The organism is Paenibacillus sp. NPDC057934, assembly GCF_042887565.1.
Lineage (GTDB): Bacteria > Bacillota > Bacilli > Paenibacillales > Paenibacillaceae > Paenibacillus_AQ.
Genome location: NZ_JBHVPB010000005.1, coordinates 262,180 through 275,944 on the forward strand (window position 1 = coordinate 262,180; position 13,765 = coordinate 275,944).

The window sequence follows — 13,765 nt, forward strand, 5'->3', positions numbered from 1 at the left end:
CTGAGTAAAATGCTCGATTAGACGATAGCTAGCGCAGATTATCAACTCAAAGAGTTGCTAGGCGGGACAGTAGGAGATGTTCGGCTGTAGCAGACATGGTTAAAACCTCCGGAGGGGCGCGGTGATCCTCATAGCAAAAGTTACTTGAAAAAATGTAGCGAATTTGAGTGTGGAAAAATGTTTTACTTTGCTTTGGTAGCGGCTGTCCTCGAGGTCCTTTTTATTCCCCTACCCAGTGCAGAACGATCTTATTGTTTAACGCTTGTACATACATAAATGTTTGAATGTTATTCCCTAAATAAAGCCATTGTCTCACACCCAACAGGTGATAACAGCCAAGCGACACTGAGATGAAGCGGGCCGGGGATGACCGTGACGACAGGATTACGTTGTATTTAAAAGGGGAATTTGAGCTCTCCATGTAGAAGACAGATGCATATAATAGATATCCCTAATCCGTTGTCACTCCATAATGGGCATAATGCACCCAGCTAAAAGTAAAATGAGTCAGTTTATCTTCTTCTCCGAGGCCGGCCTTTTTGTCTAGCTACTGCCTTCTTATACGATCTAATAATAGCCAGCGGGGTAACATCGGTTTGCCCTCCGGTCTCTTTGGTAATCTCCCTGGCTTTGACAAGCGACAAAAAGGCGAAGAAGTCGCCCAGGGCAGTCAGTCCGGCTCCAATGATGGCATATTCTTCGGCGCTTAGCTCGTTCGCCTCTACACCGTCACCCCCGGAATTAGAGGGGCTATTCCCTTTACTATTATTGGGCATCTTCGTTCACCCGCTTTCTCTAATGTACTATAAAATATGTCGTGAGGTGCGATAGGGAAATAGGCAATTTGGACGTAATTTAATAAAAGGTGGCGCACAGAGAATATCCTGTGCGCCACCTTTTATTTAACTTATGATTCTTGTGACCGTCGTTGAATTTTGTAGAGACATTTGCGTCCGCCTTGTGCCAGGCAGTCCGGCCGGGAAATCTCCGCCTCAAGCAGCGACTCGAATAACTGAAGCTCGCACTGGCAGGCGTGGTTGTACTGATTGGCAATCTGGGAAATCGGACAATTGTATTCCACCAGTTCGTAATCGTCCTCACCAATTTGCTTCCATTCCACCATGTAGCCATTGTCATTCTGTAGTTCGGCCAGCAATGAGACTTTCTCGTGGAAGCTCTTATTCTCCATGGCAGAAGAATAACGCTTGAACAATTTTTCTTTCCGACGTTCAAACAGTCGTTCTACCATATCCTCACCAGTCTCCTGCACCAATTCATCGAGTAGATCCAGGGCGACGGTGTGATATTTATTGGGGAAAAGCACACTGGAGCGCTCTGTCAAATGATAGGTCGCTGTTGGCCTGCCCATCGGCTGCCGGATGGTCCTCGCTTCAATAAATCCATCGCGCTCCAGGGCATCAATATGGCGACGCACCGCCATAGAAGTAATGCTGAGCCGATCTGTCAGCTCTTTGGCTGTCAGCTCATCATTGGTTTTAAATAGATGTAATATCGTCTCACGGGTGGACAAATCCTCTTTGGGTTGCACGGTCAGCTCACCGCCTTTGTCTATACCTTTATTTAGCGTGCTGCACTCGTAACTGCGGCGCATTCGTCCGAGCAGTGACCACTGTGCTCTGTTTCACAGTCCTCACAGCAAATATGCTGCAGGTGGCAAGCATCGTTGGCACAGTTGATGAATCGATCAGCTGGCTTACCGCAGTGATGGCAACGTCCGACAACGATATCCTCATCGGTATGATTGATCTGAACAGAGATCCGTTCATCGAACACATAGCATTTTCCGTCGAACAGCCGGCCCTGTACGTCTTCGTCTTTACCATAGGATACGATGCCGCCGTCCAGTTGGTACACCTGCTGGAAGCCTTCATTCATCATAAACCCGCTTAATTTCTCGCAGCGGATACCACCTGTACAGTAGGTCAGGATTGGTTTATCTTTAAGATCGCTCATATTCTCGCGGATCCAGTCCGGGAATTCCTTGAAGCTGTCTACCTCCGGTCGGATCGCGCCGCGGAAATGACCGAGGTCATATTCGTAACCGGTACGACCGTCCAGAACGATAACATCGTCACGTTGTAACATTTCGTGAAAGTCCTTCGGCGCGAGGTGCTCTCCCGTGATCACATTAGGGTCCAGTTCTTCCTCGACACGGAAGGTCACGAGTTCTTTTTTATAACGTACAAAGATCTTCTTGAAGGCATGACCATCTGCCTCATCAATCTTGAAGACGATATCGCTAAACAGCGGGTTCGCGCGCAAATCCTTCATGTATTGCTCAGTTTGGGCGATCGTACCGGATAGTGTTCCGTTAATGCCCTCTTCAGAGATGAGAATCCGTCCCTTTACGTCTAGCTCTTTGCAATAAGCCAGATGCTCCTGGGCGAATTGTTCTGCATCCGGCACTTTTACAAATTTATAGTAAAGCAGAATTGCATATTCCGATTGTGGATTCATTCTTTTCACCTGTCTCATTAGAATTACACTTCACGTGCTGTTTACTTTGACTACTAAGTAAATGTTTAACTATAAAAAGTATTGTAACATATTATTTAGGCTTGACAAGAGATAGTCTTGAAGCAGTATGGCTTAAATGCGAATCTTGACGAGAAAAACAGCACAATAAATATGTCATAATCATCGCAAATATGGGGATTTATTCACTGCTTCTTGAAGAAACCATTGCGTTACGGCAAAAAAGATTATACTTAGACAATAGATGAAGGGGTTTACCTAGTTTAGAAGGAGTATGACACCATGAAATTAATCGCCAACCTTTCTCTTCAGAAAAAAATAATACTGTTAATGCTGATTTTGTACCTCCCACTTCCGCTGCTAGGTCAATTCTGGTACGAAAAAAGCCATAAGGTCATTCGGCAAAACACCATTGAATCAAGCTATCAACTGGTTGAACAGGTGAATAGATATGTGGACAGGTATTTTCAGGACATTGAGCATCAAATGTATCCCATCCTGGTTAATGATCTGACGTTGCAATTTTTAAATGATTCTGTAAGCGGTTCCTATGATCGTTTTCTGCGCTCCAATCGCATCGAGCGAGAGCTTTTGAATCCGCTAACAAGTAACCGAGAAGGCATTCGGGGAATCTCTCTAGTCAATGGGGAGGGGAGGGCGGTATCGTCTTCCAGCTTCTCGTCTGCGGAGCGGAGATATAAGGAATATAACGCAAAGATTACGAAGACCGGCGTTTTTGAAGTTATGGGGCTGGAACAGGATGAATGGAGCCCGCCCTTCCTGTCCATTGCGCTTAAATTCAACAGCACGAATTACAGTACCAACAGCGGGCTGTTAATTATTGATTTGAAACTGGACGAGTTGATCCAGATTGCCAGGAATGTGCGGATTGGAAAAACCGGGTACGTCTGGATTGCAGACAGCAAGGGGAGCGCGATTTATCGGCCTGGCAGTCATCCCAATGAGGGACTGTCTATTGACTATGCCAAAGCTATGGGCGATAAGCGTCAGGGGACGCTGACGATGCCTGGTGAATCGGGGGACAAACTTGTAATGTTCTTTCATTCTACTACCACGGGATTGTCACTGTTCGCGGAGGTACCGCTTGCTGAATTGAACGGGCCTCTACTGCAGATTAGCAGAATTTCTACCATTGTATTGCTGCTGATCTTCCTGCTGATCATGATTATTGTCAGTGGGGTGATGTACATGCTCAGCAATTCACTGTTGACACTCTTGCGATTGATGAAGCGAACCCAGCTAGGCGAGCTGGGAGTCAGAGCGCCAGAGAACCGAACCGCAGAAATAGGTAGTTTATACAGAGGCTTCAATAAGATGGTTGATGAAATTCAGAGACTCATCGATACGGTGCACCGGGCCAAGTTGAGGGAGAAGGAGCTCGAGGTGAAGCAAAAGGAAGCGCTTCTACTAGCTATGCAGGCTCAGATTCATCCTCATTTTCTATACAATACGCTGGAATTTATCAACGCCAGTGCCATTGTTGAGGGCAACCGGAAGATTAGTCGGATGATCGTTTCCCTCGGTGATATGTTTCGATACAGCGTAAGGAACCCGAATGAAACGGTCACGCTTGCCCTGGAGCTGGGGCATGTGTCTGCCTATCTCTCGATTCAGGCCGAACGTTATGAGAGTCTTTCCTACTTTATTCAAGTCTCTGAAAAGGCGGCAGCACAGACCTCAGCAATCAACTCTATGTTACAGCCGATTGTCGAGAATTGCTTCAAGCATGGATTTGATAAATATAAAATTGTCCCTAATTACATTCGCATATCGGAAATGCAGGTCGCGGCCGGTTATTTAATTTCGATTGAAGATGGGGGCGGTGGCATGCCTCCGGGTATTATGGAGAACTATAATCGACTCTTTGATCTATCCGGAGATGAACTACTGGAACTTGAAGCAGAGAACAAGCAAAAAGGGATAGGCTTGCTGAATGTCCATACCAGATTGCGGCTGTTATTTGGTGAACCGTACGGACTGTTCATCTCCACTTCTGGTCCAGATGGGACTTGTATTGATATATTGTTGCCTACGCACATCGCGGCATTAGAGCAGGAACAACAAGGAGGCATACAGGATGTATAGAATCATCCTTGTGGATGATGAATCCATGAGCAGAAAAAGTTTGGATAAAATTCTTACTTCGGCCAATTCTCAATACCAGATTGTGGGTGAAGCCACGAATGGGACTGAAGCCCTGGAGCTGATACGGCTTCAACAGCCGCATCTGGTCATTACAGACATCAGTATGCCCATAATGGATGGAATCGAGCTGATCCAGCGATTGCGCCAGGATGGCTACGATGGTGAGATTATCATTTTGTCGGGATATGGGGAGTTTGAATATGCCCAGGCCGCCCTGCGCCATGGGGTAGTGGATTATCTACTGAAGCCGCTGAAGGAGGAACTGGTTGTAGAGCTGGTTGGTCGACTGTTTGATCGCTGTGCCAGCACCCGCCAGAAGGCGATGGTAAAAAATCAGTTGTTAGCACCGGTTATCTCAGCTGCAGAACGAATTAGCACGGCACTCTGGGCCGCGAATGCACCGGTTCTTTCCCAGGAGACTGAAAATTTACTTAAACTACTTGCGCATCAGGAACTTTCTTATGAGGAACGGCGCACGCTTTTGGAGAATGCAGCCTCATTGATCCAGAATCAGTTGGAGGACCGATTGATGATCAGCCCATGGGAGATCCCATACGATGAACCAGGGTACACCACACTGGAGTCATCGTTCAGAGACTGGCTGGAACGGAAGCTGGCGGAGACCCGGGACAAACGGAATTGGGGAAGGCGCAGTGCCACTCAGCAGGCGATGGACTATATCAATCAGCATTTCTCAGACAGCGAGCTGAGTCTGGAAAAGGTGCTGGAGCCACTGGATATTTCCACGACTTATTTTTACCATCTGCTGATGGAAGAGACAGGGATGTCCTATATTGCTTACCTGACTAATGTCCGCATGGAGCACGCTAAAGCACTGCTAACGGATACATCGCTGAAGACCTATGAGGTTGGACAGCGCTGTGGCTATCCCGATTATTCCCATTTCACGAAGCGTTTCAAGCGGATGATCGGCCTTTCGCCCTCAGATTTTAGAAAACGGATGCAACAATAATGTAACCGCTAACACTCTGTGATGAAAAGAACATAGCGAAATGAAATCTCCATTTTTTTGCCCCAGGCTATCTTCTACAATAACCATGTAGACAAGAAATACAACTAAGAGGGGGAACACTGATGAGCAGAAAAGGTAGTGTCTTGGGCACGGCTATGCTGGCATCTGTAATGCTATTATCTGCCTGCGGCGGCAATTCATCCGGCAACAATAGCGGCAATGCTGCTAGCGAGGGTGATAGCACAACACCGGCGGTGGAGAAGGTTAACGAGTTCGGCTGGAAGCTGCCACAGAAAACGACGCAGATTCACTTTTTCCAAGCAGAGAAAGGAAATCCGGATAAGATCAACAAGAAACAAGCAGCGTTCCATGATTATTTGTTGAAGGAATTTAATGTAGATATGCAAAGATCGTCTCTGGATGTCGATCCTAAAGAAAAATTGAATCTGATGTTGGTATCCGGCGATTACCCAGAGGTCATTGCGGCCATGGATGAATCCCAGATTTCCCAGTGGAAGGCCCAAGGCAAAATCATCGATCTGGCCCCACTGGTAGATAAATACGGACCGAATCTCAAGAAAGAGCTGGGTTCTCGTTATGAGACCTATCTTGATGCAGATGGCAAGCTGTGGGGACTTCCTCGTGGCTGGGGGTATCTGCCTATTCCTGATTTTACCGCTCACATCCGTTGGGATTGGTATCAGGAAATTGGTGCTCCGGAGATCAAAACGCCTGATGATTATTACAATGTTCTGAAACAGATCGTAGCCAAACATCCTACCAATGCGAAGGGTGAGAAGAATTATGCTTTGTCCTGGAATAGCGACGTTAGAATTGACAGCGCTCTCGGCTTCTGGGGCTTGAAAGATGGCTATAAAGAGGACGGGGATCACAACCTGACTCACTGGCTGAACACAGCAGAGGGCAAGGAAGGTCTGCTCTACTACAACCGCTTCTTCCGTGAGGGACTGATGGATCCAGACGCATTTATCAATAAGTTCGACGACTGGAAAATCAAGTTCTCCAACGAGCGTATCGCCGGCCATATCGGCCCATGGTGGCAATCCTGGAATGCTGGCCATGAAATCTGGCAAAAAACAGATCCGGACTACAAAGAAGACAAACGCTTCGTACAAATGGCATTCAAAGCTCCTGACGCAGAGAAAGCTTATTTGTCCGCTAAGAATACCCATGGCTGGAATTACACAGTAGTCACAGATAAAGCGAAAAATGCTGAAGAAATTATCAAGTTCCTTGATTTCACGGTTTCGCCGATCGGTACGCGTCTGATGGGCTGGGGTATTCCGAACCTGCCGGAATCCTATTGGAACTATGAAGGTGACGGCAAATGGTCGTTCAATGAGACGCAGAAGCAGACGCTCCTGGACGGCAAGTTGGATTTCGAAAAGACCGAGACAGCTAACGGCAGCAATTCCTTCTGGTTGGCTTATCCGCAAGGTCTGCTGAGTGATGATAACAAGAGCACGGCTTGGTTCGATCAGAACTTCATCGCGGATGAGAAGTGGAAGAAGCTGATGAATGATAATGTCAAAGATACGATCTATGACAATACGGAGCAGCGTGTCAGCTTCACCAATGAGAACCCGCTTACGATCAAGAATCAGCAGGTCGAAGATCTCATTAAAACAGGATTTGTTAAAGTCATTATGTCCCAGTCTGAGGATGAAGCATCCCGTAACTTCGATGAGCTGCGTGACAAGGCTAACAAGCTGGGTCTGAAGGATCTCGAGCAGTACCGCACTGAGGAATATAAAAAGAACCTCGCGCTCGTGAAATAACAAGGAGAGATTTGGAGGGAAACCTACTATGAATTACCTCAAGCGATTTTCCCGCGAACGGCAGCTGTGGCTGCTAAGTTTGCCAATCATCCTATGGGTGCTTATGTTTGCCTATTATCCGATGTATGGGTTAGTCATCGCCTTTCAAAATTATATTCCAGGGCAATCCCTTTTCGGAAACTGGATCGGCTTTGACAATTTCGTCCGGTTCTTTAACGAGCCTGACTTCTGGATGATTATTAGAAATACGCTTGTCATCAGTATGCTAAATCTGCTGATTGGCTTTCCAGCGCCGATTCTGCTGGCACTGCTGCTGAGTGAAGTGAAAAGCAAGGCTTTTAAGAAAACCATTCAGTCTCTGTCTTATGTACCCTACTTCATCTCATGGGTCGTGGTAGCAAGCATCCTGTTCACCCTTCTGGGAAGTGACGGTATTATCAATGATTTGCTCGTCCGCTTCGGCTGGATCGACAAACCGATTTTGTTCCTTGGCGAAGGTAAATATTTCTGGGGAATTCTGACTTCCGCCAACCTGTGGAAGGACGTCGGTTTTAGCTCGATCATTTACCTGTCTGCTATTGCCGGGATCGACAAGGAGCAGTATGAAGCTGGCAGAGTAGATGGTCTGGGGCGCTTTGGGCTGGTATGGCATATAACACTACCAAACATTCGTGCCACAATTGTACTATTATTCATTCTTGCGCTAGGCGGTATTCTGAATGCGGGCTTTGAACAGCAGCTCTTGCTGGGAAGTCCTAACACGAGGGATTATCATGAAGTCATCGATACGTATGTATACCGGTTCGGGGTTCAACTTGGTAATTACTCCTATGGTACTGCGGTCGGCTTGATGAAGAGTTTGATCGGATTAACTTTGGTCATAACAGCCAACCGCTTGTCCCGAAAATTTATGCAAACGTCTATTTTCTAGAAAGGAGAATGCATCCGATGACTTCACGATCGGTTCCTTGGTCACAACGCTTATTTGATATTGTAAATATTCTCGTACTGTCATTATTCGGTATTGCTGTAGCCTATCCATTCTTCAATCTGCTGGCGCTGTCGCTGAATGATGGTGCAGACGCGGCGCGTGGCGGTATCTACATTTTTCCACGGGTGTTCTCATTCGATGCCTACAAGCTGTTGTTCGAGAACAGCAAGCTACTGGAGGGCTTCGGCTGGTCCGCTCTTCGTGTAGCCGTGGGTACGAGCACCAGTTTGTTCGTCACAGGTCTGCTGGCTTATATCGTCAGCGTCCGGCATTTCTCGGGACGTAAGTTCCTCCGTGTGTTGTTTCTGGTTACGATGTACTTCAACGGGGGACTGATTCCGACTTATCTGCTCATGGTAAAGCTGGGCTTAACGGATTCTTTCCATGTGTACTGGATTCCGTCTCTAATCAGCGCGTACTATATGCTACTGATGTCTTCCTATATTTCTGAGCTTCCTGAAGCCCTGTTCGAATCTGCGAGAATTGATGGTGCTACCGAGCTGAAGATTTATATCCGGCTGGTGCTGCCAATGTCGCTTCCGGTATTTGCAGCGATCTTTATCTATTCTGCGGTAGCGCACTGGAATTCGTGGTTTGATGTGGTGCTGTACAATTCCAGCGGACATTATGACACACTTCAGGTCTATCTGCGCCGATTGCTTCTGGAAGTAGAAGCTTCACAACAAATCATGGATCAGCAACTTCTACACCAGAAGTTTAACAGTCTGTCGCCACTAACGCTGCGTGCAGCTACAACAATTGTGGTAACGGCGCCGATCTTGCTAGTTTATCCGTTCTTGCAGAAGTATTTTATCGGCGGCTTGACCATCGGCTCGGTTAAGGGCTGATATACAAGATGAACAAAAGAAAGCAACAAAAAGCAACAAAAAGCGAGAAGGAACGAAGGGGAAGGTTTGGAACTGTAGGAGCGTTAGCGTTCGCCTGAAAGCTTTCCTCAGGAAAGCTCGAATCGGAAGCATGGACTGTAGCCAGATTTCAACCGCTAAGAGCGGTTTATTAAAGAAGAAATCTGGCTACAACAGCGACCGGAAGTCCAAACATTCACCGTAGTGACGCCGAGCCTTACGTTTGCTTCTTAAGTTCATTTTATACAGCTATCACTAGGAGAGAACCCAACAGGAGGAACTATGACAAATTTGATTGATGATCTTCTCCCTACCGTGAGTGTGGTAAGCGAAGAAGATTTCTTTGAAATATCCAAGACCTTTGAACGGACTGAGGAACATCTGTTGTTCATTGGCATTCGCTTAAAGGCGAAGCGAGACGGTATCCCGCCAGTATGTACAATTAGCTGGTCGATTCCAGCCCTCGATATCCATTCGATGTGGCATCCCGGCGTGGAGCGAAATCGGGCATTCCAGATTGATTGGGGCTCCGGTTTTAACAGCCGGAACTCTTCGCAGGCGCCTGTGACGGCCTTGTTAAACCTTGCCGGAAGAAACCGTATGACCTTTGCTTTCACCGATGTCTTGAACAAGATTGAGGTGAAGGCAGGTATTCATGAGGAGGATTCCTCCTTCCTTTGCTCACTGAAGCTCTTTGAAGAGCCTGTACCTAGCCTGGAGGTATACGAGGCGGTACTGCGGATTGATACCCGAGATATCCCGTATCATGAGGCATTGGCAGAGGTTAGCCGTTGGTGGGAGGGGCAGCCGGGTCTTGAGCCTGCTGGCGTTCCTGATGCTGCCCTGCTCCCGATGTACTCTACTTGGTATTCTTACCATCAGGAGCTGACTGATGTCGCACTTGAGGAAGAATGCCGTCTGGCCCGTGAAATCGGCTGCGATACGATTATCGTCGACGATGGCTGGCAGACAGATGATAACAACCGGGGATATGCGTTTACCGGGGACTGGGAGGTCTGTGAGACCAAGATCCCGGATATGAAAGCGCATGTGGATCGAGTGCATGATCTGGGTATGAAGTATATGCTGTGGTATTCCGTGCCCTTCGTCGGTCGAAAAAGCAGGGTCTGGGACATTTTCAAAGATAAGGTTCTCAAGGTAGAGGAAGGACTAGATGCTGGTGTGCTGGATCCACGCTTCCCTGAGGTGCGGGAGTACCTCCTGCACATTTACCAGCAGGCGGTGACGGAGTGGGGCATCGACGGACTGAAGCTGGATTTTGTGGACAGCTTTCAGCCGAGAGACGGTGAACTTCCGGTAGAAGGGGGCGGCCGTGATTATCGTTCCATTCCGGAAGCGGTAGACCGGCTCTTCACCGACATCATGCAGTCGCTCAAAGCGATCAAGCCGGATATTCTGATTGAGTTCCGTCAGAGCTATATCGGACCGTTAATGCGCAAGTACGGCAACATTTTCAGAGCGGGGGATTGCCCTAACGATTCTATTCAGAACCGTGTGCGCACGCTTGATCTTCGGCTGCTGTCCGGCGATACGGCTGTGCATTCCGATATGATTATGTTCAATCCGCGTGAGGACACTGCCAGCTCAGCTATGCAGTTCATCAACAGTCTCTTCTCTGTGCTGCAAATTTCTGTGAGACTCGCAGAAATTGGAGAGGAGAAGCTGGCGATGCTGCGGTTCTGGACCGACTTCAGCCGGGAATACAGTGATGTGCTCTTGCGTGGAACCTTGTCTCCGGAGCACCCGGAACTGCTGTATCCGCTGGTGACGGCGAGCAAAGACAACGTTCAGGTGATCGCTTGTTATGCTGAAATGGTTATCACGCCGGAGGGAGCGCCTGAGCGATTGGCGATTGTCAACGGAACTTATACCGATAATGTAGTCGTCAGATGGACGTCCGATCCTGCTGTGTATGTGGCCGTGATTAAGGACTGCCGCGGGCAAGTCACGGAACGGCTGACACTGGAACTACGGGAAGGGCTGCTGGAGGTGCCGGTGCCACGCGCGGGCGCAGCCATTTTGACCCGACTACAAGCATAAAAGTAAGAGGGAGTGCAGATATCTGCATTCTCTCTTTTTTACATTGGCTTAACAAACCGAAGCGTATTTCTCGAAATAATGCCATTGTTAGCGCATTTCGATGTATTTTTTAACGTTTTTTAAAATATAATGGGAGAAAAAGAGAAAGGGCGAAATGATCATTTTTACACAAAGGTGTTTAGAGTCTCTTCTTCGCGTGGTATAATGTAAACAGAACTTATCAAATTAAAGAAAGGATCAGGATACCATGTGTCCCCGAAGGACGAATCCCCAAAGGACGATTTGGAAACGTTATGATCTGTCTTATACTTAGCTTCCCTGTCGAAGATGCGCGTACCGTTAATTGACGAAGCCGCCTCTACGAGGGAAGGGAGTAGCATTATGCGAAGGAGCAATACCTCCGGTTCAACCCGTCGTAGAGGTTGGTGGGACGTTTAGCCGCCATTTACGATAAGGGGAGACCAGTATGAGGAAACACAATCACGGAGCAGAGCTTCTGCTGCGGTTGACAGTCATTTTGTTAGGAACATTGCTGCTTGCATTTACGTATTATCACATTAATTATCAGAACCATTTGACCGAGGGCGGATTCGTAGGATTATCGCTGCTTGGTAAATATGTATTGGGCATTTCGCCTTCACTTTCTATTTTGATCCTAGACATACCAGTACTTCTGATTGCCTGGTTCTTCAAAGGAAAAGCGTTTGTCTTGAACACATGTGTCTCTGTAGGAGCGTTCACACTCTTCTACGGACTGATGGAACATTACTCTGGATGGGTCATCAATCTGCATGATAATTTGCCGGTTGCGGCTCTGTTATCAGGAGTACTGACAGGTCTGGGAGCTGGAATGGTGCTTCGCGCAGGCGGGGCGAGCGGCGGTGATGATATTTTGTCGCTGCTGATCAGTGAATGGAAAGGTATTAAGGTTGGCACTGTATTTATTCTGATGGATGTTATCGTGCTGGCACTGTCCCTCTTCTATATGCCATTGAAAGAGACACTATACACGGTTATGGCTGTCGTTGTGGCAGGTTATGTAATTACCTTTACAACCTCTTTTGGCAAAGGAAAGCTGGCGAAAGCGCCAAAGCCGAAATTGCCAACACCGCTGGGCAACCCCCAGAATGTGCGATAATTGGAATGCAAGGCTGAGGATGATCAGTCAGCTATGGATATAGACTTATTAGTGAGAGACCGGTCAGAATTTCTGGCCGGTTTTTTTAATCGCTACATAAGATGAACTTAAGAATTAGGTATCGAGAACCGGCCCATACCCTGTCCCTAGCATAATTTATCGACTCATAGTGTCAGATTCTTAAGTTGACTCCGTGTATAGGTTGAACACCATAGCTTTCTGCAGAGAGTGTGATTTTAAGCGATTTAGAGGTCTTGTATTCTCTGGGAAACACATAACTTCTTCTTGCAGAAAACGGCGAAGTAGTTTCCTCTTAAAGATAGCATGTGGTAGAACAATTTGAAACTTGGATAGTTTGAGGTAAGAAGACCCATAGTCCCTTTGCCACGTCGGAAATTCACGAGAGACTGGCTAAGCACCACCGAAGCTCTACTTAAGCGCAGATTCAGATGTAAGTTCAAAAGCTTGGATTAACTTCAGCCGGTCAAACTAGGGATGTATCTGCAAAGGAAGTAGGTTTTAATCCTTTTCTCTGGACAAGAACTCGATTTCTTTGCCGAAAATGGACAAGAATATCGTAACAGCGCTGATTAAGGGATTATTTAAATACGCAGTTTTCGAGAAAATCGCTTGGAGGAAGTTAATACATTTGAGAGTACGAAATCTTAGAATCAACTATTACTTAAAAATGGACATTTAATTATGCCGGCATTTACACATTCGGCGTAGTTTTTTAATTTTGTATATATGAGTTTTGATCTAATGAGTGCTGATTAATGTAAATACAGAGCTGTTTTGAAAATTGAAATCTAAATTCGATTATATTCATGAGATATCTCATTTTGAGGTGTCTTTTTTCTTTGAAACTTACATTCCGAACAGATACGACTATGAAAATAGGTTTGTGTCATTGAATTGTAGGTCAGGTAGTGAATTGCGTTTTGATTAGATAATTGCATTAGCCCCGTCCTAATTCGCTAGTGAATGTTCGAAAATACATATACAATATCCCATTTCAATAAACGCGGATCTTTCAATTAATAGATTATATTATTATTTATTGAAAAAAATGGAATTATGACTAAAAACTATGTGAGATAACTGGAACGTGTGGTAAGAAAGTTAGTTTGCCTCAGCTAAATTGGCGGGGTGGAACCTTACAAAGATAATTTAATAACTCATACAAAAAGTGTTAATAGTTTGAAATCACATACAAGTTCGTCATAATCATCATGCAATAGCACCTTTTATGTTTCACAAGCAGTAATTGTACTG

Annotated in this window: 10 protein-coding genes; 7 read left to right on the forward strand and 3 right to left on the reverse strand. The window is 46.5% G+C overall.

The window, feature by feature from the left end; translation table 11 throughout:
• Window positions 1-512: 512 nt before the first annotated feature.
• The 3 genes from ACFVRY_RS13560 to trhO all read right to left on the reverse strand — a co-directional run bounded on the left by ACFVRY_RS13560 (window position 513) and on the right by trhO (window position 2,478).
• Window positions 513-776, reverse strand: a complete 264-nt coding sequence (locus ACFVRY_RS13560) for a hypothetical protein (RefSeq protein WP_387500710.1) — start codon at window positions 774-776, stop codon at window positions 513-515.
• 131 nt (window positions 777-907) lie between these two features.
• The gene (locus ACFVRY_RS13565; protein WP_387500711.1) at window positions 908-1,612 is read right to left on the reverse strand and encodes a helix-turn-helix transcriptional regulator; all 705 of its coding nucleotides are present in this window, start codon (window positions 1,610-1,612) and stop codon (window positions 908-910) included.
• A complete protein-coding gene (trhO, locus tag ACFVRY_RS13570) occupies window positions 1,582-2,478 on the reverse strand; it encodes an oxygen-dependent tRNA uridine(34) hydroxylase TrhO (protein WP_387500712.1) in 897 nt (298 codons plus the stop codon). The genes ACFVRY_RS13565 and trhO overlap by 31 nt, the downstream gene beginning before the upstream one ends.
• A 300-nt stretch (window positions 2,479-2,778) precedes the next feature.
• Between trhO and ACFVRY_RS13575 the strand changes: the two genes are divergently transcribed.
• The 7 genes from ACFVRY_RS13575 to ACFVRY_RS13605 all read left to right on the forward strand — a co-directional run bounded on the left by ACFVRY_RS13575 (window position 2,779) and on the right by ACFVRY_RS13605 (window position 12,490).
• The gene (locus ACFVRY_RS13575) at window positions 2,779-4,602 is read left to right on the forward strand and encodes a sensor histidine kinase (RefSeq protein ID WP_387500713.1); all 1,824 of its coding nucleotides are present in this window, start codon (window positions 2,779-2,781) and stop codon (window positions 4,600-4,602) included.
• Window positions 4,595-5,635, forward strand: a complete 1,041-nt coding sequence (locus ACFVRY_RS13580) for a response regulator transcription factor (protein ID WP_387500714.1) — start codon at window positions 4,595-4,597, stop codon at window positions 5,633-5,635. Before ACFVRY_RS13575 ends, ACFVRY_RS13580 begins: the two co-directional genes overlap by 8 nt.
• A 122-nt stretch (window positions 5,636-5,757) precedes the next feature.
• Window positions 5,758-7,434 carry a type 2 periplasmic-binding domain-containing protein gene (locus ACFVRY_RS13585; RefSeq protein ID WP_387500715.1) on the forward strand — a complete coding sequence of 559 codons (1,677 nt, stop codon included), beginning with the start codon at window positions 5,758-5,760 and terminating at the stop codon, window positions 7,432-7,434.
• Between the two features lie 28 nt (window positions 7,435-7,462).
• Window positions 7,463-8,365, forward strand: coding sequence for an ABC transporter permease (locus ACFVRY_RS13590; RefSeq protein WP_066363875.1), 903 nt, complete (start codon window positions 7,463-7,465; stop codon window positions 8,363-8,365).
• Between the two features lie 17 nt (window positions 8,366-8,382).
• A complete protein-coding gene (locus tag ACFVRY_RS13595) occupies window positions 8,383-9,273 on the forward strand; it encodes a carbohydrate ABC transporter permease (protein ID WP_387500716.1) in 891 nt (296 codons plus the stop codon).
• Between the two features lie 300 nt (window positions 9,274-9,573).
• Entirely contained in the window at window positions 9,574-11,352 is a 1,779-nt protein-coding gene (locus ACFVRY_RS13600; protein WP_387500717.1) for a glycoside hydrolase family 36 protein, read from the forward strand.
• A gap of 466 nt (window positions 11,353-11,818) precedes the next feature.
• On the forward strand, window positions 11,819-12,490 hold the full coding sequence (locus ACFVRY_RS13605) for a YitT family protein (protein WP_066363870.1): 672 nt from the start codon (window positions 11,819-11,821) through the stop codon (window positions 12,488-12,490).
• The last annotated feature ends 1,275 nt before the right edge of the window (window positions 12,491-13,765 follow it).